This window comes from Novipirellula herctigrandis (genome assembly GCA_007859835.1).
Classification (GTDB): domain Bacteria; phylum Planctomycetota; class Planctomycetia; order Pirellulales; family Pirellulaceae; genus Novipirellula_A; species Novipirellula_A herctigrandis.
The window spans coordinates 7,894,317-7,915,636 of the sequence record SJPJ01000001.1 but is presented as its reverse complement, the minus strand read 5'-3'; the positions used below and the strand labels follow the sequence as shown (position 1 = coordinate 7,915,636).

General features: G+C 54.7%; 13 protein-coding genes. 10 read left to right on the top strand and 3 right to left on the bottom strand.

From position 1 onward, the window contains the following. The first annotated feature begins 30 nt into the window (after positions 1 to 30). From CA13_RS28830 to CA13_RS28815, 4 genes are all read left to right on the top strand, one after another. A complete protein-coding gene (locus tag CA13_RS28830; protein ID WP_419194962.1) occupies positions 31 to 1,476 on the top strand; it encodes a sulfatase family protein in 1,446 nt (481 codons plus the stop codon). A 215-nt stretch (positions 1,477 to 1,691) separates the two neighbouring features. After that, positions 1,692 to 4,967 carry a GH116 family glycosyl-hydrolase gene (locus tag CA13_RS28825; protein ID WP_419194961.1) on the top strand — a complete coding sequence of 1,092 codons (3,276 nt, stop codon included), beginning with the start codon at positions 1,692 to 1,694 and terminating at the stop codon, positions 4,965 to 4,967. Positions 4,968 to 5,008: 41 nt separating this feature from the next. Then, positions 5,009 to 6,436: a sulfatase family protein gene (locus CA13_RS28820; protein WP_146402550.1), complete on the top strand. Its 1,428-nt coding sequence runs from the start codon at positions 5,009 to 5,011 to the stop codon at positions 6,434 to 6,436. A 193-nt stretch (positions 6,437 to 6,629) separates the two neighbouring features. After that, complete coding sequence (locus tag CA13_RS28815) at positions 6,630 to 7,985, top strand: sulfatase family protein (RefSeq protein ID WP_146402548.1); 1,356 nt, start codon at positions 6,630 to 6,632, stop codon at positions 7,983 to 7,985. 498 nt (positions 7,986 to 8,483) lie between these two features. On the opposite strand, the gene CA13_RS28810 is transcribed toward CA13_RS28815, so the two are convergent. After that, a complete protein-coding gene (locus CA13_RS28810) occupies positions 8,484 to 9,869 on the bottom strand; it encodes an IS4 family transposase (protein ID WP_419194960.1) in 1,386 nt (461 codons plus the stop codon). A gap of 180 nt (positions 9,870 to 10,049) precedes the next feature. Here CA13_RS28810 and CA13_RS28805 point away from each other — a divergent pair, with 180 nt between their 5' ends. The 5 genes from CA13_RS28805 to CA13_RS28785 all read left to right on the top strand — a co-directional run bounded on the left by CA13_RS28805 (position 10,050) and on the right by CA13_RS28785 (position 15,773). Continuing rightward, entirely contained in the window at positions 10,050 to 10,886 is an 837-nt protein-coding gene (locus CA13_RS28805) for a putative glycoside hydrolase (protein WP_419194959.1), read from the top strand. Between the two features lie 51 nt (positions 10,887 to 10,937). Further along, complete coding sequence (locus CA13_RS28800) at positions 10,938 to 11,243, top strand: hypothetical protein (RefSeq protein ID WP_146402544.1); 306 nt, start codon at positions 10,938 to 10,940, stop codon at positions 11,241 to 11,243. Between the two features lie 84 nt (positions 11,244 to 11,327). Next, complete coding sequence (locus tag CA13_RS28795) at positions 11,328 to 13,151, top strand: arylsulfatase (RefSeq protein WP_146402542.1); 1,824 nt, start codon at positions 11,328 to 11,330, stop codon at positions 13,149 to 13,151. 2 nt (positions 13,152 to 13,153) lie between these two features. Then, on the top strand, positions 13,154 to 14,149 hold the full coding sequence (locus tag CA13_RS28790; RefSeq protein ID WP_146402540.1) for a nucleoside hydrolase: 996 nt from the start codon (positions 13,154 to 13,156) through the stop codon (positions 14,147 to 14,149). A 34-nt stretch (positions 14,150 to 14,183) separates the two neighbouring features. Beyond that, on the top strand, positions 14,184 to 15,773 hold the full coding sequence (locus tag CA13_RS28785) for a sulfatase family protein (RefSeq protein ID WP_146402538.1): 1,590 nt from the start codon (positions 14,184 to 14,186) through the stop codon (positions 15,771 to 15,773). 226 nt (positions 15,774 to 15,999) lie between these two features. Here the strand turns inward: CA13_RS28785 and CA13_RS28780 are convergent, their stop codons facing one another. Together CA13_RS28780 and CA13_RS28775 are read right to left on the bottom strand one after the other, a co-directional pair. Next, positions 16,000 to 18,381, bottom strand: coding sequence for a serine/threonine-protein kinase (locus tag CA13_RS28780; RefSeq protein ID WP_419194958.1), 2,382 nt, complete (start codon positions 18,379 to 18,381; stop codon positions 16,000 to 16,002). Positions 18,382 to 18,640: 259 nt separating this feature from the next. After that, a complete protein-coding gene (locus CA13_RS28775) occupies positions 18,641 to 19,342 on the bottom strand; it encodes a hypothetical protein (protein ID WP_146402534.1) in 702 nt (233 codons plus the stop codon). Positions 19,343 to 20,261: 919 nt separating this feature from the next. Between CA13_RS28775 and CA13_RS35810 the strand changes: the two genes are divergently transcribed. Further along, positions 20,262 to 20,762, top strand: coding sequence for a hypothetical protein (locus CA13_RS35810; protein WP_419194957.1), 501 nt, complete (start codon positions 20,262 to 20,264; stop codon positions 20,760 to 20,762). The last annotated feature ends 558 nt before the right edge of the window (positions 20,763 to 21,320 follow it).

The window sequence follows — 21,320 nt, the reverse complement described above, 5'->3', positions numbered from 1 at the left end:
CCAGCCGGTGAAACAACGAGAGTGAATCCCATGATGGAAACAGGCATCAACATGACCTACACGACGAGTGAACTGCGTTTAAGTGCCTGCCTGTTGATCGCGATGGCAGTGATGAACATGGCTTATGCGGAGACGCCGGCTCAAGCACCAAACATCATTCTGATTTTTGTGGATGATGTCGGCTACGGCGATTTGGGCTGCTATGGCGCGAAACGAAGTACGCCGGAGATCGATCGGTTGGCGAGCGAGGGATTTCGTTCAACCGATTGTTTGGTGGCGGCCAACGTGTGCGGGCCTTCCCGGGCAGCTCTAATGACGGGGCGTTATCCCATGCGTTGTGGGCATCCGATCTCAAGACATGATACGCCAAAGTATGCGAAATACGGGATTGCTCCCGATGAGCTGACCATTGCCGAACTGCTGAAGACAGCGGGATATCACAATAAGATGGTCGGCAAATGGCACCTTGGATTTCACGTCGACGGTTCTCATCCGCTCGATGCCGGGTTTGATGAATACCTGGGGCTTCATGCGAATTATTCCTCAAAACCAGAGCATCGGGATGCGGATACTCTTTACCGGAATCGCAAGGTCCAGGAAACGGATATTGAATTTGAAAAGGTGACGAAACTCTACACCGATGAGGTCGTTGCCTTTATTGGGGAGAAGAGAGAGGAGCCGTTCTTTATCTACTTCTCTCATCACATCGCACACAGTCCTATTCTGCCCAGCGATGCCTTCAATGGCACCTCCGGTATCAAAGGCCGGGCAGGTGCGTACGCCGATTTTCTTCTGGAACTCGATCATAGTGTTGGACGGGTGCGTGCGGCGGTGGAAGAGGCTGGTATCGGTGACCACACGTTGATTGTTTTTTTGTCGGATAACGGACCAGCCGTAAATGGATCCGCCAAGCCGCTAAGCGGAGGAAAGTATGTCACGATGGAAGGTGGCCACCGCGTGCCGGGAATTTTTCACTGGGCAGGTCGGATTCCCGCGGGGCTGGTTTCCGATGCCATGATCACCAGCATGGATTTGCTGCCGCTGTTCTGTCATGTAGCTGGCGTTCAACTGCCGCGTGATCGCAAAATCGATGGAAAAAACATCTTTCATCTGCTGACCGGCGAAACCAGCCCAAGTCCTCACCAAACGTTCCACTACTACAACGGTTTGAATCTGCAGGCCGTGCGCAAGGGAAAGTGGAAACTGCATCTGCCACGCACGATTGCGGATCAGCCTTATTGGGCCAAAAGAGCCGGAGGGAATCGTATGAAGATTCATCTCTCGTTGAAACAACCGATGTTGTTCAATTTGGATACCGACGTTGGCGAAAAAACGAATGTCTACTCACAGCATCCGGAACTGGTTGCTGAGTTGATGAAGGAGGCCAAACGTATCCGCGCAGAGGTCGGCGATGTTGAAGTCATGGGTTCGGATCAGCGCCCCCATGGCTTGCTAAATCCAAGTGAAAAGGAGTAGGTCAAAGCTCAATTTTAAACAAGAACCCTCGCTTGTTTTCCTCGAAAGCAGAAGCCAGGCGGGGACGCTAAACCTACAAGCAATAAAGGTGTCCAATGAACGATACAAAGCATAGTGGAAACGGGGACTCGTGCTCATCTTCATCCTGTGGGTGTGGATCAACCATCAAACGTAGGAATTTTCTTACCAAATTAGGCGCGGGTGCCGGCGCGGCCATGTTACCGATCGGGGCTCAGGCAATGGCGGGCCCGTTTACCAAGGCTGATGTTTCCAACCACCTAATCCCTGCCGATAAGAAACTGGCGACTCAGTGGATCGCTTCGCTGACGGAGCGTGGCAAGGCCGAGATATTCTCGAGTGAACAGCTCAAATACATCGGCATGCCGGTTGGCGGAATCGGCTGCGGGCAGCTTTACCTGTCTGGTGATGGCCGACTTTGGTTGTGGGATATCTTCAAGTGCAACTACACCCGCGAACGCGATCATGGCAATCGCATTGCTGCATTTACGTTTGGTGGACACTACGCAAATCCGATCGCGGCGGGTGAAAAGTACACCAATCGAAACGGCGCTGACGTGGCGCAGGGATTCCTGGTCCGCGTCAAGACATCCGACAAAACAACGACCAAGACGCTCGATCGCCAGGGATTCCCCGCGGTAACCTTTCGGGGGGAATACCCGATTGGCAAAGTCGCTTATGCCGAAAAGGGATTCCCCGTTGAGATCAAGCTCGAGGCGTTCACTCCGTTTATTCCACTCAATGCAAAAGACTCCGCTCTGCCTGCGACGGTGATGAGCTACACCGTAACGAATACGTCTGACGCTGCAGTGGATGTCGATCTCGGCAGTTGGATGCAGAATGCGACCTGTCCCTATACGACCGATCCAGCCCTCGGCCAACGCAGGAACCGGTTGGTTCAAGCCGTCGGCCGGGTCAGTATGCTTAGCACGGTAGAGCCACGTGCGACTGCAACCTCCCTCCGAGGTGACAGGGAAGACAAGAAAGACAGGGAGGACATTGTCTTCGCCGATTTCGAAGGCGAAGAGTGGGGCGATTGGTCCGCCGAGGGCACCGCATTTCAGGGCGGACCATTCCCGGTCCAGTCGCGGTCGGTCGAACAAAAGATCACCGGCCACACGGGCCATCGCATCGCGAATTCGTACAACACACGTCTTGGTGGCGATCACATCGCGGCGGACACACGCACAGGCACCTTGGTCAGCCCGGAGTTTACCGTCGAGCGAAACACCATCCTCATGACGGTAGGTGGAGGCAATCGAAAGGGCGTACACGTGGCGGTGATGGTTGACGGCAAAGAGGTCGCCCGGGTCGCCGGCAAGAACAGCAGTACGCTGCATCCGGTCTCAATCGACATGACGGCTTACCAAGGCAAGAAGGCGCGCATTCGTATTGTCGATGAGATCAAAGGTGGTTGGGCCCACATTACGGTGGACCAGATTGTCTTTTCCGATGGAAAAAGTGTCGCTGGCGGAGTCGAAGACAAACACGGGTACGGATCGACCACGCTGACGCTGCTGCATGACGTCGCGGAAGAGGGGCTGACGGTTTCCGCCACATCGTCGCTTTCTGATCCGGACAACCCGGCCGGATTATTTGAGCAGAGCAAACCGTTCTCGCAGAAAAAAGAAAAAGAAGAAGCGGTCAAACCGCTCGACGAATTGCTCGTCGGCGGATTATTTGCCGCATTTCAGTTGGCCCCCGGGGAATCGAGGACGCTGGACTTTGCCATCACCTGGTACTTCCCGGACTACAAAGAGAAGGGCGATGGTCGCAGCCAACTGCTTGGGGTACGGGATTTCGCCAAACTGCACCGACACTATGCGCCGTGGTTTGGCTCGGCTGGCGAGGTCGCGGGTTACCTCTGCAAGAACAAACAGCGTCTGCTCGGCGGCACACGTGACTGGAACAAAACCTGGTACGACAGCACGCTGCCGTATTGGTTACTCGACCGCAGCTTCATTCCAATCGCCTGCGTCGCGAGCCAGACGTTCCATTGGTTCGACAATGGCCGGCCTTACGCTTGGGAGGGCGTGGACTGTTGCCCTGGCACTTGCACGCACGTTTGGCATTATGCCCAAGCCTTGGGAAGAGTGTTCCCCGAGCTTGAGCGTGCTTTTCGTGAGATGGTGGATTTTAAAACTGGCGTCGGCTTTCATCCCGATTCGGGCATCATTGGCCATCGTGGCGAAGTCCATTCCACCCCTGCGATCGACGGTCAGGCCGGCTCGATTCTGCGCGCCTATCGGGAACATCAGATGTCGGCGAACAGCGACTTCCTGAAACGGATCTGGCCGAATGTGAAAAAAGCGGTCCAGTTCTTGATCCGCGAAGACCACCACGGCAACGGGATGCTTGAAGGCAGACAGCAGCACACGCTCGATGCTTCCTGGTATGGACCGATGGGCTGGTTGAGTGGAATGTACCTGGCGGCTCTTGCGGCCGGTGAAGCGATGGCGGTCGAGATGGGCGACACCAATTTCGCCACGCGATGTCGCACGTTCATCGACCAGGGTTTTGAGAATATGGTCACGCAAGTGTTTGATGGGGAGTACTTCATTCACAAACCGGACCCAATTAAAAGTGCGCTCAATTCGAACAAGGGTTGTCACATTGACCAAGTGCTTGGCCAGGCTTGGATAAAGCAAGTGGGCCTGGGCCGTGTGATTCCAGAGAAAGAAACGGTTTCAGCGCTCAACAGTCTGTGGAAGTACAACTTCGCTCCCGACGCAGGCCAATATTCGCTGGATCACATCCAGATCGAAAAGGCGTTTCGTTGGTATGCGATGCCCGGCGAAGCTGGATTGCTAATGTGTACTTGGCCCAAGGGTGGTGCGACCGCGGCCGTTCCAGGAGGTGAGCTGCGCACCAAGGAGAACCCACCGGTGTATACCGGCCCGGGCGGATATTTCAACGAATGCATGAACGGCTTTGAGTACCAAGTGGCCGCCCACATGGTCTATGAAGGAAAAGCGGGAGACTCGCTGGTGGAAAAGGGTTTGGCCATCACCAAGGCCGTTCATGAACGCTATGCAGCAGAGAAACGCAATCCGTATAACGATATCGAATGCGGTGATCACTATGCTCGTTCGATGGCTAGCTATGGTGTGTTCCTCGCCGCCTGCGGTTTTGAATACCACGGCCCCAAGGGACGCATTGGATTTGCACCGCGCGTGTCACCGGACAACTTCAAGGCCCCGTTCACTGCGGCGGAGGGCTGGGGCAGTTTTACCCAGCAAGCGGTCGATGGCAAGCAATCCGCGTCGATTGAAATTCGCTACGGCAAGCTTGTGCTTAGAGAATTCTCACTTGCCAAAGTGAAAGGCTCTGCCGCGAAGCAAGCCAGGGTGGACGTGGATGGAAGAATCGTCGAAGCCTCCTTCAATGAAGAAGCGGATCGCTACATCCTGCACTTTGCAGAAGCGGTCACACTGAGTGCCAGCCAGACTCTGAACATCCAATTTACTCTCTGAAATCAACGGATATCGAAGCACATATAAGAAGGCAGGACATCATGCTAAATAATACCAATCTCATTTTATACCTTGTTGTTGCAGGCTTGAGCGGAATGTTCGTTCCACTGCTCAGCGCTGAAAATAACAAACCCAACTTCATCGTCATCTTCACCGACGACCAGGGCTACGGTGATCTCAGTTGCTTTGGCGGTAAACACGTTACTACGCCTCGCATCGACCAGATGGCCGCGGAGGGTTCTCGGCTAACCAGTTTCTACGTGGCGGCTCCAGTGTGCACTCCCTCTCGTGCCGGCCTGATGACCGGGTGCTACCCGAAACGCATCGACATGGCGATGGGCTCAAACTTCGGAGTGCTGCTCGCCGGAGACCGAAAGGGATTGAATCCCGGTGAAATCACCATCGCCGAAGTTCTGAAAACGGTCGGCTACAGGACTGGGATCTTCGGCAAATGGCACCTCGGGGATCAGCCAGAGTTTCTACCAACCAAGCAAGGCTTCGATGAGTATTTCGGAATCCCCTACAGCCACGATATCCATCCGTTTCATCCGAGACAGAATCACTACCACTTTCCTCCGCTGCCTTTGCTGCAAGATGAAACGGTGATCGAGATGGATCCCGATGCCGACTTCCTGACGAAGCGAGTTACCGAACACGCGGTGTCATTTATCGAGAGGAACAAGGACGAGCCGTTCTTTCTCTACATTCCGCATCCCATCCCCCACGCGCCGTTGCACGTTTCGCCTCCATTCATGGAAACCGTCTCCGATGAAGTCGTGGCGACGTTGAAGACGGAAAACGCGAATATCGATTACCGAACGCGGGACAAACTCTTCCATCAGGCGATCGCCGAAATCGACTGGTCCGTCGGCAGAATCCTAGACACGCTTAAGGCAAACGGACTTGACGAAAACACCTTCGTCCTTTTCACGTCTGACAACGGGCCACCGAAAAACACCATCTTCGCGAGTCCCGGTCCCTTGCGTGGAAACAAAGGCACCACTTTCGAAGGCGGCATGCGTGAGCCGACCGTCGCCCGTTGGCCGGGAAAGATCCCTGCAGGCAAAGACAATAGCGAACTCATGACAACCATGGACCTGTTGCCGACGTTTGCGAAGCTAGCTGGCGCGAAGATTCCAACCGATCGAGTCATCGATGGCAAAGACATCTGGCCAACGCTCGTCGGCAAGGCGAAAACACCGCACGAGACATTCTTTTATCACCGCGGAAACACACTCAGCGCGGTGAGGTCGGGAAGCTGGAAACTCCATACGAACAATGGAAAACCCACGCAGCTTTATGATTTGGAGAGCGATATCGGTGAGAACAAAAACGTCATAACGTCGCATCCGGAAGTCGTGCGAAGACTACAGCAACATCTGAAGGCGTTCGCAAAAGACATTGCCGACAACAGCAGACCCGCCGCGTTCGTCGAGAATCCAAAACCACTTGCGAAGTCCGTCGAATGACGTCTGATCCGAAACCAGTAGTGGAGTTCGCCAGAACTTCCTTTTCCCCTCGCTCTAGACAGCGATCCTTGTGAATTGCGATACGGCTCCCCCCGACAAAAAACTCAACGAGGTGATTTCTCAAAAGAATGGTCAATTGAATGTTTGGCAGGCGGAAAAATCAAATCAACATAGGATAAACAGGAAACTAAAGATGATACGTATTGCTTTGTTTGTATTGTGTTTGTTCGGAACTGCGGCTGCGAATGCAGAAGCAGTCAAACCGAATATTGTGGTTGTGGTCGCCGACGACATGGGTTGGGGAGACTCTGCAACCTACGGACATGAGCTGATACAGACGCCGAATATGGACCGGCTAGCAGCGCAGGGTGTTAAATTCACTCAGTGTTATTCGGCCTGCGGTGTTTGCTCGCCTTCACGGTCGGCGATTTTGACAGGGCGCACACCCTACCGCAATGGTGTCTACCGCCATCTGTCTGGGAATCACGAGGCTCATCTGCGGGCCAGTGAAATCACTTATCCGACGTTGCTCAAAGAGGTCGGTTACGAAACCTGTCATGTTGGAAAGTGGCACTTGCTCTCGAAGCAACAATTCAATGAGCCTGATTATCCTCAACCGGGCGATCACGGTTACGACTACTGGATGGCAACGCACAATAACGCCGAGCCCAGTCACAAGAATCCAGGGAACTTTGTCCGCAACGGCAATCCCGTGGGAGAAATGGAGGGCTATTCGGCTCCGTTGGTAGCTGCGGAAGCACGGCATTGGTTGAAAGACCTGCGCGACCCTGCTAAGCCTTTCGCCATGTCGGTGTGGTTTCATGAGCCGCATTCCCCGATTGCCACCGATACACGTTTTCAATCTCTCTACCAAGGGCATGAGAACCGCAAATACATGGGCAACATTACTCAACTCGACCACGCGTTGGGCATGCTGTTGGACGCCTTGGATGAGCAGGGCGTGAGTGAGAATACGTGGTTGTATTTCACCTCCGACAATGGTCCGGTTCCAGCGTATGGTGGAACAAGCGGCGGCTTGCGCGGCAACAAACGCAGTGAGTACGAGGGCGGCATTCGTGTGCCGGGCTTGGTGCGATGGCCCGGGCATGTTGAGCCGGGCAGCACCAGTGATGTGCCTGTCATCGGCACGGACGTGTTCGCGACGGTGCTGGACATCGTGGGGATTCCATTGCCTACAGATCGCACCATCGACGGGACAAGCATGCTGCCCGCCTTTGAAGGTAAGTTGGTCAAACGCAAGACTCCGCTTTTCTGGCGCACACACGTTTCCGCGCCAAGTGAGCGGGTCGCTATGCGTATCGGTGATTGGAAGATTATCGGCGATGAGACGCTGACAAAGTTCCAGCTCTACAACGTTCAAAAGGATTGGAAAGAAGAACACGATATGGCCGCCAAGATGCCGGAAAAGATCGACGAAATGAAAAGCATTCTCTTGAAGCTGTGGGCGGACATCGAAGCCGAAGGCCCAAGCGAGTGGTGGAAGAACGAACGCCAGAAACCGGCGAGAGGCGGAACGGTGAGTTACTAGAGTGTCTGTTGAAATCGCAATTTGGAAAGGACGTCCACGATGAAAAAATTCGAAGACTAACCCAGTAATATCAATCCCATTCCATAGAGAATTAGAATGAATCCGATTTTCACAATGACCCTACTCGCCGCGTTGCTTTGCTCAGCGAATGTACTTCAGGCGGATGAACCGTCCGATCCCATGGCGAATCCAGAGCGGATGCCGGCCTTCTCGTGGGACCGCGTGCCGCTGTATGTGCATATCCGAAAAGACACCGCGTTCACCGATGAAGAGATTCGATACCTTGCAACCTTTCCGCTAATTACCTTTGAGAAAGCAACAGGGCACAGGGATTCCGGATCGGTTGAAGCGGGAACGCTGAAGGCGGCTCGGGCCGTCAAAGCGGTCAATCCGGACGCGAAGATACTGTATTACCGCAACGTGATCGTGCACTACGGTGGCTACGCCGCCGATACGTCACTAAAGAGCATCCCCGGGGCGAATGGCACGGGCGTAAGCTTAAGCTGCGGTGGCGTAACGATTTCGGTTCGGATTGCGTGGGCATTGCATCAACTTGTAGTTCTTCGCTCGACGCTTCAATTCTCTTTTTTCTTGGCGGCCAGGACGGTTGCCGACGGTCAACTCGGAAATGACTTCAAGCAGGTTGTCCCACTGCTGATTCCTTCGTGACGCCCCCAGCCTCAGCGATGCGGCGTACTCCTCCAATGCCTGCATCGCGCCGGTAAAACTCAGGCGTGTTGGGCACACATTGAACCTCAACGCTGACGCCAGCATCGCACTACGAACAAGGTTGTAGCCGATCATGTGGCAATGAATTTCCTTGCGAACCATTTGCGGGCTCTTGCACCGCAAGTGATCCATCTGCATCTGGGTCTTGAGGCTGCGGATATGCAACTCAACGGTCCACCTCCGGTAGTACAGGTGCGCCAGTTCTTCGGCTTGATAAGTCTCCGCGTCAATCAACGTGGTCGCCAGTATGATCTCACGCGTTCGGAAACCTTTCTGTTCGACTCGATACTTGATGTGACGAACGAAGATTGAGTTTGGATACGCTTCATATTCTTCTTGGCTCATCCAAGTCGGACGCTGAGGCCTTTGATAAAGAACGAGCTGGTCGAGGTAACCCTGTTTCAGTCCGCGTCGGAAGTCGATCTTGCGAAGGTGGTGAGCCCTGGCGACTAAATCGACACCACGCATTTCGCTGGCGGCAAGCAACCAGAAACTTGCGTAGTAGCGATCAGCAAGCAAGATGCGGCCCGGCGAAATACGGTCCAAAATGGACCGCAGCAGTGATGTCTCTCCCGTCTGCTTGCCTTTGTAAGGGCCAACCACAGTATGGTTGATGGCACCAGTCGCCAACGAAAATACTCCAATCATCCGCGCGATCGGAAAGCCGCACCCGCGCCGCTGAGAAGTCATCTGTGGGTATTCTTCCTGGTTCTCGTCGGTGTCGGCCATCGTTAGCGTCCAGCCATCGACCATCTCGACGATTCGCCCATGAAACAACCATGCTTCGCTGGCGGCTTGCTCGCACCGCTTGGATGTCGAGAGGAGTAGCCGTTCAAAGAGTTGCTCAGGCAAGCGACACCGTGCTTTGCAATAGGCAGTTGTTTCACTGCTCACTTTCAAAAGTCCGCGAGCAACACGCCAAGCATTCAGCCGAGTGACCGCTTGTTGGCAACTGTGATCGGCAGAGAGAACTTGAGTGATGAACATCCAAACAACGATCATTGGGTTGTACGTTCGGTCGCGATATTTGTGTCCGATCTCATCGCAAATTTTCAGCACTTCCGGCTTGGGCAGGAGAAAGTCCAAGCACAGAGAGGAAGCTGATTTCAATTTACTTTGAACATCGGCCGGGGATTCGATAGACTGCTGATTCACGGCGAAGCCTCCTGGGATTATTGATGTGAACAATCACCATTTCAGCGTGGTTTCGCCGTGATTTCAAACCGCCCATGGCACTCAAGATGCTGGCCGAAGCCCACTCGCATTTGCTAGCACTACGGGTTGTGCAGGTTCAGGTCTCGATCCACTACATCTTGTTCGAAGCGGCTTACGCCCGTGCCATTCATCCCCGGGGCCTTTCTGGTTGGGCGCGATGGCAACGACAAACTCATCCGCAACCGGATCCAAGCCTACGATCTCACGAACAAGATGCTACGTGATTGGTGGATCAACGCTGCAAAAGAGGTTTGTTCCGATCCATCCATTGACGGAATTTTTCTGGACGGTGTGGTCAAGATTCTCGAGCCAGCCTTCCTGAAAGGTGTTATTGGAGAAGAAAAGAAAGCCGCTGAGTTAGCCGGATATGTGACCATGATGAAGGATACGCGGAACATGCTAGGGCCACAGAAGCTGATGCTGGCGAACATATTGAGAGCACGTTTCCCGGATTCGGGTCTCCGTTATATCAAGACGTTGGATGGATCTTATATCGAGGGATTTGAGGGCGCCGTGGGGATGTCCAAGAAAGACTATGTTGCCCAGGGAATCAAGGATTTTCAGAAAGCCGCGCGGCAGGGATCCATCATTGCTTACACATGTGGGTTGGGTGGAAACCAGCAAGACGCGGATGAAACCCCGAGATCAGCGACAAGGGTCAACACCCCCATCAGGCGAGGCAAGGACGTTAAGAATCGTTTCAACTATCAGTTGGCAATCTTTCTTATCTGCGCCGAGAAGTACAGCTATTTTGACTTGAAAGACAGCTATGACGCCAAGAAAAGCAAAACATGGCTGACACATCCGGCTGACTATGACCGCCCGTTGGGCCCGCCCAAGGGGCCGGCCTTTCGTGACGGCTACACGTACTCCCGGGTATTCGCCCACGCGTCAGTTCAACTCGATATCGAAAACGAAACGGCGAACATTGTTTGGAAACAGCAGGAACCGAAATGAACGGGATATCGATTTGAGTCTGTAGACCCTAAAAAACCAGCGGTAAATCACATGAGGAAGTCAACCATTTGGAGTGTTGTCGTCCTGATGTTGGGAATCGGGTTGGAACGGCTCTGTGAAGCACGGATTGAACCGACCACAAACAGTATTTCGCTTCCCAAATTCAGTGCGCAGTTCCCGCGAAGAACTCCCTGTCTACCGAATCCAATTGATGCCATTCATTACTGCTCGGTGATTCGACATTACGAAACAGTAGCCGGACGATGGCGACCAGGAACACCCGGCGTACAACGGTTACATCGACTATACTTGCGACCGTTCCTTATTCCGTCGAGTGACGTTCCATCGATGGAATGAAGATAGCTCGGACAACGCCACGTTCATCACACAGCCTCGTTCTGCAACATCACGAGAAATTACCTTAGCGCGTGACAGCGAATTATGCTCAAAATCTGTATTGCAACTTTGTTGGCTCTCATTTCAACCGGCGCGTTGACTGCCGAGGGGGCCCGACCGAACGTCGTCGTTGTGATGACCGACGATCAGGGGTACGGCGAACTCTCATGCCACGGTAACCCCGTGCTGCAAACTCCGCACTTGGACCGGCTCTATAAACAGAGCCTGCGTTTCACGGACTATCACGCTGCCCCAATGTGCACGCCGACGCGTGGCCAGTTTCTGACCGGGCGCGACGCCGCTCGGAACGCAGCGATCAACGTCAGCAGCGGGCGCACGCTGCTGCGTCCCGAATTGCCAACCATCGCGGACCTGTTTGCCAAAGGTGGCTACCGCACAGGGCTATTCGGAAAATGGCACGTGGGCGACAACTATCCCTTCCGTCCCGGCGACCGAGGATTCCATGACTCGCTCTGGTTCCCCTCTTCGCACATCAACTCCGTGCCTGACCAGTGGAACAACGACTACTTCGACGATATCTACACCTTCAACGGTGAAAAGAAACGGTTCAACGGTTATTGCACCGACGTTTTTTTTGAAGAGGCGATCAAGTGGATGAACGCTACGGCCGAGTCTGAGAAGCCCTTCATGCTCTTCTTGCCAACCAATGCGCCCCACCAACCCCATTGGGTTCCGGCCAAATACCGCGAGGAAATGGAACGGCGCTTTACCGCTGAAAAATATCCCGATCTCGATCCAGAACTGCGCAAAAAAATCGTTCGGTATCTCGGCATGATCCGCAATGTCGACGACAACATCGGCCGCCTAGAAGCTTTCCTTCAAGAGAGCGGTTTAGCAAAAAACACCATCTTGGTTTTCACCACCGACAACGGCAGCACGTTTGGCAAGTTCTACTATCCGTGCGGCATGCGCGGTCGCAAGACAGACCTTTGGGAAGGCGGACATCGCGTGCCGCTATTCGTGCGTTGGCCCGATGGGAACCTGGGCCAGCCACGGGATTTGGCCGGACTGGCGCAGTCCCAGGATCTTCTGCCCACGCTGCTCGATCTCTGTGGTATCGCTAAGGACACCGAGTTCGATGGTATTAGCTTGGCGCCCGCCATGCGTGGTGGAAGCTCGATTCCCGAGAATCGCATGCTGGTCATCAACTACAGCCGGATGCCGTTTGAGTTCGACTATCCCTCTCCGGACAGCCAGTCACGTATGCGGCGTGAAGGCGCCGGAGTGCTTTGGAAACGCTGGCGATTGCTGCGCGACCGAGAGCTCTATCACCTTGATGAAGACCCAATGCAAACAAAGAATGTGATCGGCCAACACCCTGAAATCGCTGCGAAAATGAGAGCCAAGCTAGATGCGTGGTGGGATTCGGTGAAAGAGGTGGCCAACGAGCCACAACGCGTGATTATTGGAAGCGACCGAGAAAACCCTTCTTTGTTAACGGCATGCGAATGGTTGGATGTGTTTGTCGATCAACAAATCCAAGTGCGCCAGGCCGACCGCAAAAACGGCTGGTGGGAACTCGAAGTTGCGCAGGACGGCGAATACGAATTCGAGCTACGGCGTTGGCCGCGTGAGAGTGGGCTAGCGCTCAATGCGCCTGCTCCGGCCGACGTGGTCGCAGATGGTGTACTGGAACCCGGTTTGGCTCTGCCGATTCGCTCCGCCCGGATGACGATCGATGGTAAACGCGGCAAGCGAGAACTGAAAAGCGGGGATCAAGCGGCCCGCTTCACGATGCGTTTGAGCAAGGGGCCGACTCGCTTGTACACATGGTTCTACGACGAGCGAGGCGAACCGATCTGCGGAGCCTACTATGTCTATGTCAAACGCAAACCGAAAGAAAGCTAGAAATGAAACGACTCACCAATGGCATTTTGATCGCACTGTTTTGGGCAGCAATGGTGGCCTGCGCCAATGCGGAAGACAGCCACAAGATCCGGCTGCTGATCGACTCGGACGCCAACAATGAAACGGATGACCAACACGCCATCGCCTACGCGTTGTTAAGCAAAGACACGTTCGAAGTTGAGGGCATTACGGTCAACAAAACGCAGAATGGCGGCGATGTGGACGAGCAAATGGCCGAAGCCGTGCGAGTCGTCAAACTCTGCGGCTTCTATCCAAAGTTGCCCATGTTCAAAGGGGCCAACGGTAGTTTTGCCGAAATCCTGCCGCACATTCATGATCAGTCGTACGACGGCAAAGAAGCAGTCGATTTCATTGTCGCCCAAGCAAAGAAGCAGTCCGACCGCAAACTGGTGCTGTTGCCGATTGGGAAGCTGACCAACATTGCATTGGCGCTTGCGAAAGACCCTTCGATCATCCCCAACGTCAAGATCGTTTGGCTCGGGTCCAACTATCCCCGCGCGGGTGAGTACAACATGACTTCGGATTTGACCTGTATCGACTATGTCCTGTCACTTCCGGTCGATTTCGAGATGGTCACGGTGCGCTACGGCGATCCTTCTGGAAGCTGGGGTGTGAAGGCGTACCAGCAGGACATCTTCGACAAGATGCCCGAAAAGGGCCCCAAGGTCGATCTCAGTATCGAAGGACGTCATGGCGGTACCTTTACAACCTTTGGCGACTATTCGGTCAACCTCTACAAGCATGCGTCCCAACATGGCGATCCGCCGTTCCGCTCCTTCTTTGACGCCACGGCGGTTGCTGTACTCAAAGACCCCGGATTCGGCAAAGCTGTCGAAGTACCTCGCCCCGCGCTGAACGGTCAAGCCTGGGTGGATCGTCCCAAAAATCCGGTCAAGATGGTGCTGTGGGAGGGCTTTGACTCAGCTGCCATTATGAAAGACTTTTACGATGTGATCGACGCCGCCACGCCGAATTGATTGCCACCTTTCGGTTCACCAGATCGATGTAGTCATGCTTTCGTTCCCAGGCAAACAGAACCAGGAGATTCCAAAAGTGATTTTACGATTCGCGATCATCGCAACGGCAGCAACCGGGTTGCTGCTACTGCAAAATCCAGCAGCGGCGGACCGCCCTAATGTCGTGCTGATTCTCGCGGACGATCTTGGATACGGCGATTTGAGCTGTTACGGCGCGACGAAAGTCAAAACGCCGAACATCGATCGCCTCGCTCACGAAGGACGCCGGTTTACCGATGCCCATTCTCCTTCGTCGGTTTGTACGCCGACGCGCTACAACCTGCTCACGGGACGGTATGCCTGGCGAACCTGGGCTCAGTCTTCTTGCGTGTGGGCCAATGATCCGCTGCTGATCAACGAAGACCGCCTGACTTTGGGTGATCTCTTTCGAGACCAGGGATATCGCACTGCCTGCATCGGTAAGTGGCATCTCGGGTTCGGCAGTCCAGAGGCGCCTGGATGGGATGATGAATTCGGCCCGGACTACAATCGGGCGTTGCGTCCCGGACCACGGCAGTGCGGCTTCGACTACTTCTGGGGTTTTCCTCACGTGGGTCAGCACCCCCATATCATCATCGAGAATGATCGCGTCGTAGGACTGGATCCGAATGATCCCATGCGCATAACGCCCGACAAACGCCCCGGCTACGAGAAGGACTACTTGCATCGACCTCGCAACGGCTGGACTGCTCGGCTGGGCGTCCAGGGCGGCAAAGCGGCTCGATACGAACACAAAGACCTAGCTCAGATGCTCACCGAGCGAGCCGTGAGTTGGGTGAAGGAACAAAGCAATCAACAACCGTTCTTCCTCTACCTCGCTCACCGCAACATCCACAGCCCTCTTGCGCCGAACCCAAAATTTCGCGGCGAAAGCGAGATCGGCGTCTACGGCGACTTTCTTGCCGAGCTTGATTGGAGTGTGGGGGAAGTGCTCGATGCTTTGGACGAGGCGAAGCTTGCCAACGATACGATCGTCCTCTTCACCAGCGACAACGGAGCGGTCGTCAAGTACGAGCCGATGGATCACGCCACGATCAACGGCCACGCTGTGAACGGGTCCTTGCGGGGACAGAAGACGGACGTCTACGAAGGCGGCGTTCGTGTCCCACTTATCGCGCGGTGGCCGAAGCACGTGTCGGCCGGCTCGGATGACGACTCGTTGATCGCCTTGACCGACATGTTGGCAACCTTTGCGGACTTCTTTGGCGTCGATCTTCCTGAAGACGCTGGGGAAGACAGTTTCAGCTTCCTGGGCGCTCTACGGGATCAGCCTGCGCGACAGCCAACGCGCGACGCGATGGTCAACGATAGCTTCGGAGGCACGCTGGCAATCCGGCATGGCGATTGGAAGTTGATACTTGGCCAGCATGGCGGCGGTGTATCGAAGGAACCGATCCCTTACGACGCATCCCAACCGCCCGGTCAACTATTCCACCTTGGCCGCGATATCCGCGAGGCCTCGAATGTGTACGAGCAATATCCGGCCGATGTGCAGAAGCTAACCGCCTTGCTGGATAGATGCCGCGAAGAGGGCCGAAGCGCGCCCGCGGATCGCACAGCCACTCAGAAGACTACGAACCCATAGCCTCACCAGACATTGCCACCAGGAGCGGGCGGCAAGACTGTGACAAGGAAAAGGGGCACAAGGAAAAGGGGGGGCAGGTACCAATAGTGCGAAGCACCCTTCGGGCCTTCTCTACCAATGGAAGAACGGAGTTTTTCCGTCAAGATGGTCGTTTGAGTTTGTTGACCCCACGGGCTTCCGGCAATTCCTTCACGACACGCGGGAGCGCGTCGCAACCTGCCCGCGATTATTCGTTAGCCGGAAGTCGGGCGAAGATCATCACGCCTCGACCGGCTGGATCTACATAGAACCGTTTACAGAGATATTCATTGTCTTTCTTGGTTTCGAACAATTTTCCTTGCTCACTCATCTGTTCGACGATTTCCGAAGGCAGGCCACTAATGACCTGGCCTGAAGTCGCTAGTTGCACGCCGGCTGTTGGACTTGCCGAGGCCCAAAGTCGCCCGCCTTCGCCATCCGCTACATAAACCTCGCATTCAACGCCGCCGAGCCCCAGGAGTATCTCTTCGATTTGGCGAGCAATATCAGACTCAATCAATGACATGCCGAAACAATCGCCCGCGACGTCGCTGTAGACAGGAGTCGCGACGACGAGCCGTTCCACGAGATCGGTTGAGTTGGCAAACCGAGGGCGCGGATCGAGCGTCATTTTGACGTCACCCGGTTCGCGCAGCGCGACCTCGTCCATCAACGGATCAGTTTCCGAAGTGTGCAGGCGACCGGTAGGTAAGGTTGTCACGAATGACGGGTCAGCCGGATTGCGTTCCACTCGAACAATTTCTTCGGTCCCGTCTTGATTCTTTGCAATATAGGACAAGGCAAGGTACTCGGGGTTGGATCGCAGCAGACTTGTGTAGATCGATTCGAGCCGCGCTCTCCAAACCTCTTCGTCATCACCCTCTACACCGCCGCGGGCGCCGATGACACCTTGGACCGGTGGCAGTGCCGAAATGAAGCGTGCATCTTTGGCCAACTCGCCCGCCAAACCACGCAATTGAATCTCGATTTCCCTGACGTCGCCTTCCATCTGAGTAAACTGAGACTCCTGAACGTCGAGGTAATTTTGACGAGCGGACATGCCGAGCAATGTCAGTACAACCAAGACGATCATGATCATTGCCACCAAGGCTTGGGTTAGCCCTTGATGCCGCGAGATCCAACGCCGCCCCCGTTGAAAGGCCGTTTCTTGATAAGCGGTAACCGATTCGCCGGCCATCCAGCGTTGTACTTCCTCCGCCAGTTCGGGTGCTTGCTGGTAGCGGGCATATCGTCGGCGGGCCATGGCTTTGGCACAAATTGCCTCCAGAATAGGATCGGCCGCGGGGTGGATATCCCGCGCGCTGGGCGTGTTGCCGCCGGCGATGACCGAAATCATTCCGCGGGCACCCACGCCCGAATCGACCGCCGACTTCTGAGTCTGCTCGTGCGGTGCGTATCCGGTAATGATCGCGAACAGAATGGAGCCCAGGCCGTAGATGTCGGTTCGACTGTCGACCTCGTCCAGGCGTCCGGCCGCTTGTTCTGGCGACATGTAGAGCGGAGTTCCGAGAACCTGACCTTCGCCGGTGCGATTCCCGTCACCACTTGCCATCGCATCGCCAAGACTTTCGACCGCAGTGTCATCAAGCACTTTGGCCAGCCCCCAATCGATCACGATCACCTGACCAAAGTTGTCAATCACAATGTTCTCTGGCTTCAGGTCACGATGGATGACCTTGCGAGAGTGGGCGTGCCCCATCGCGTGACAGATGTTAACGAACGCGTTGAGCAGATGCCGCAAGAGCATGGGGTCATGATCCCCTTCATCCCATCGCTCATGATACTCGGCAATCGAGTCCTGAAGCGTTTTTTTTCCGAGGAACCGCATTGTGTAAAAATCCCGACCACTTTCGTCTTTTCCTAAGTGGTAAACGGGAACGATTCCGGGATGTTCAAGTCGACCGGTGATTTCGGCCTCGTACTTGAACCGGTCAACAATCGCGTCGGTCGCCTTCGACGGATGGCTAATCTCCTTGAGTGCGACATATCTGTTTAAGCTCAGGTCACGTGCGAGCCAGACGCGTCCAAGACCTCCCTGTCCCAGCTTGCGCACAATCTGGTAACGCACATCGGAGTCACGACTGTCTTCGGCGTTAACGCTTGCGGCCACAGTGATGCCGAGTAGTTTTGAGACGCGGCCAGTGCGGTCGAGTCGTTCGATGGTCGCCAAGAACAGACTCTCGTTAGCAGCCGGCGCTAACGAATCGTTGGCCGCACTTTTACGGGCTCGCTCAATGCGACCTTCAACGCGTTGTGTTAGGTTCGCGATCTGCTCAGGCGGCAAGAGGCCTTGGCTCTCGATGTGTTTGGCCAAAGAGATGCTGCCGTGAATCGACCAGTCACTCATGGCGTTCGCCATCTGGCGTTCACTCACACTGCCGAACTCAAGTATCTCGGCAATCAACGCGATGTCATACTCTTGTTGGGAAAACGCATCACCGGAATCATGCAATCGGGTCTCGGCAAAACCGGTGTCCTTATTGTCGGGCGACTGGTTGGCAACATCATTCATGGCAAGATCGTAAGAGCAGGAATTGCGAGCAGTCGCCCCTTCATTGAGGTGAAGCACTGACACATATCCTAGTCGCGACATTCACTTCGAGCCACACCTTTTCCCGCGACGTGCTCAATCAAACATTGGTTCAGCGTTCATTGCCTTCGAGTGTTTTTATCACTCGTCTCTCCCGGGAGGACTCGAATGAAACGCAAAACACGGCGTTTTCGAATTGGATCGGACAGTTGCCAAGAACCTCGCTGCACTGTGCCACCACGGCTTCAGTGAATCGCAGCTGCAAGAGTTGATCGCTGCACTGCAACCGTGCCATGAATCATGGGATGAGCGTTGCGAGCACCCGCAGAATAAGGTTGCTACATGATGCTAGATGGGTCGTGACTCCGGTCCAATGCAGCCAGTCGTGTCGAGGTCCATTCTTCAACTCAACAATCGATACAACCACCATCGCAGAAGCGAGCACGAGTTTGGGCCACGCGTGGAAATAGCTGCTGGGCAGGTCAATTCCAAGCAAGGAGAGAAACCATGGGACACCCGGCAAGACCATGGCAATGAAAAGTACCTTCCAGATGCGGTCGCGGATGCGAGCGGCGGCAAAAGCAAACGCGATCGGCGGAAACAGATAGAGGATGCGTATGACCACGAACTCCCAGCGGTCTGGGTCAAAGGGGTTCATCAGCGCCAACGATCCAGTTAACGCGTGAAGGACGGGTGCCGCGATCAGCGTGAAGATCGCGCTAATCAAGAGCAACCAATGTCCCGGATGCTTCAGCAGTGGTGGACTGCTGCGAACTCGCATCGATATTAGCGTGATCACACCGGCGAACACGGCTCCCGTCACGATGCTGCTGAACAGTCCCACCTGCATCTGGCTCGAGGACCTCGCATTAACCTCGCGAATCAGCGCCCAATAAACGGCGCAACACAAGGTCCACAACATCAAGTGCCGAATGCTCAGTCGCGGCGCAGGCTCCGCGGCAAGAGATAATTCAGCATTCGATTCCGAAATCGCTGCCATTGGAGCATCCGATCTTCTATGGTTTACGACGCCTGACACCGAACAGTGATCCCAGCCAGTCACTCGATTCCGCCGATTGTGTCGCACATGTCATCCGGCAAGGCCAACGAAGACCGAGAATCCTATTCGATTGTCAACTATAAATGAAGTGGATCCCCAAATTCGGACCACGAGCGCGCTCGGAATACATATGATGATTGCTGCGTTTTTACCGGCCACTGCGGTACACTTCCGCAAGCGTTTGGCGATTGAGCGGACTGTGCTTTCGCTCGTGGGTCTAAAAGTCAAAGTAACTTCTTGGCCCTTTGTAGAAACCGGTTCCTGTCACGTATTTCTTGAGGTAGACCCCCTCGTCTGTCACGGTTCTTCAAAGACCTCTCTGTACACAACTCAATTACCTGCTGAAAGAAACGGGCGACTTGGTACAACACCGAACGTGGACACAGTGCGCGAGATCACTCGCCTCCGGTGCGTGACGGTGACCCGGTGGCGATTTTGAAGTACGCGAAGGAACATGTGGTTTGTAAGGAGCGACTGAGTGGGCATCTGAAGCAATATTGTCGGCGAGCTGCTTGAGTCGACGTGTCGATTCAATCGTCCTTGTGGAGTTTTCGGCAAGCCGGCTACATGGCGGAACGCCTTCGGTCCAACTCCTGCTAAGTCACTCGCAAATGAAGTGGTAAATCTCAATCGTGACAAGATGCGTTTCATCGCGAAAATGTCCGGCTATATGAGTCTTTTTTTTGCACCTCGCGCGCAGGACCTTCGGCACCCACACCGGAGCCATCGCGCCACAAGTCATACCAGAACTAGCCAACCAAACATCGAGAACCGAAGAATGTCTTTCATCCAGTCAGTAGGGTTAGAACTCATCAAGGCCGTTTGGGCCGGTTCCGTCTCCGTTTCCGGTCAGATCGTTATGCGAATGCCCCTCCTATCCATTGCGCTGCTTACCTCTACCGTCACCGGCTCTGGGGCGGACAATCCTGTCAATTCACCCGGCGAAAAGAACCAGGCGTTTGTCGAGGATGGTGCGAGAGAGATTGAAAAGCGAGTAGCTGGCAGGTGGGCGGAGTCCCCGATCTACTTGAGCGCAAACAACATGTCGAACGCGACGGGGCAACCTTCGCTAGTGCTCATGTCGAGTGGCTCCACGCACATCCCGGTATGGTCATTATCGGGTTCCACTGTGGGGCAGTCTGTCGCCGGACTCGTGTCGGGCTTACCGAGCGGGTGCGCCGCGGTGAAGGTTGAGATCGTCGTGACCACGACGGATGAGGGGACGAGCCCGATTCATGAGGATGTCTATCGATGCCACCTTTCGCAGATGGTGGAGGGTGCCGCCTTCACGTCCCGGTATGTTCTAGGTACCCCCGTGCGGACAGCACTTCCCGCGATTTCAATCTGGGGACAGCCTTGAAAGATCCTCAAATTGATGCGGTGTTTGTGGTAAGACTCTTGTCCTTCGTAGTTGATCTTCGTCAAAGATGGCGGCGTCTTGCCCGTGATTCCGTAGGGAAACGTTTGCGAAACGTCTTCGGGGGACGGGATTGTCGTGTCGCCTAATACTGATTTTGGGTCCACCGTTTGGGCGTAGAGTGCCCCAGCGAAACAAGTCATCAGGCTGGCGATGAGGCCGCAAGCGATCAAGAATGCGGCCGCCTGGCGAACAAACCGAAATTGGTTGGGCATGGTAGTTCTTTTCCCTTTTCTTTGATTCCGGACTGTCAGCCGGAGTGAAGCCAGCAGAATGCTGGTCAAGTCACGGTGCGAGGGGGTTCTCATTTTGACACGTCTCCATTGGGCCGAAATAATCAGCCGTGCTGTCTGTCAGGACATTCTGACACAATTTGTCTGAGTTCTCGACACAGTTACTGTTTTCTTCTGCTTACACTCATTCTTCTGCGTACACCCAGTGGAGATCAAATATAGACCGAATGCTGACACGTCCCCAGCCACTCGCACCCAACATCCCTAC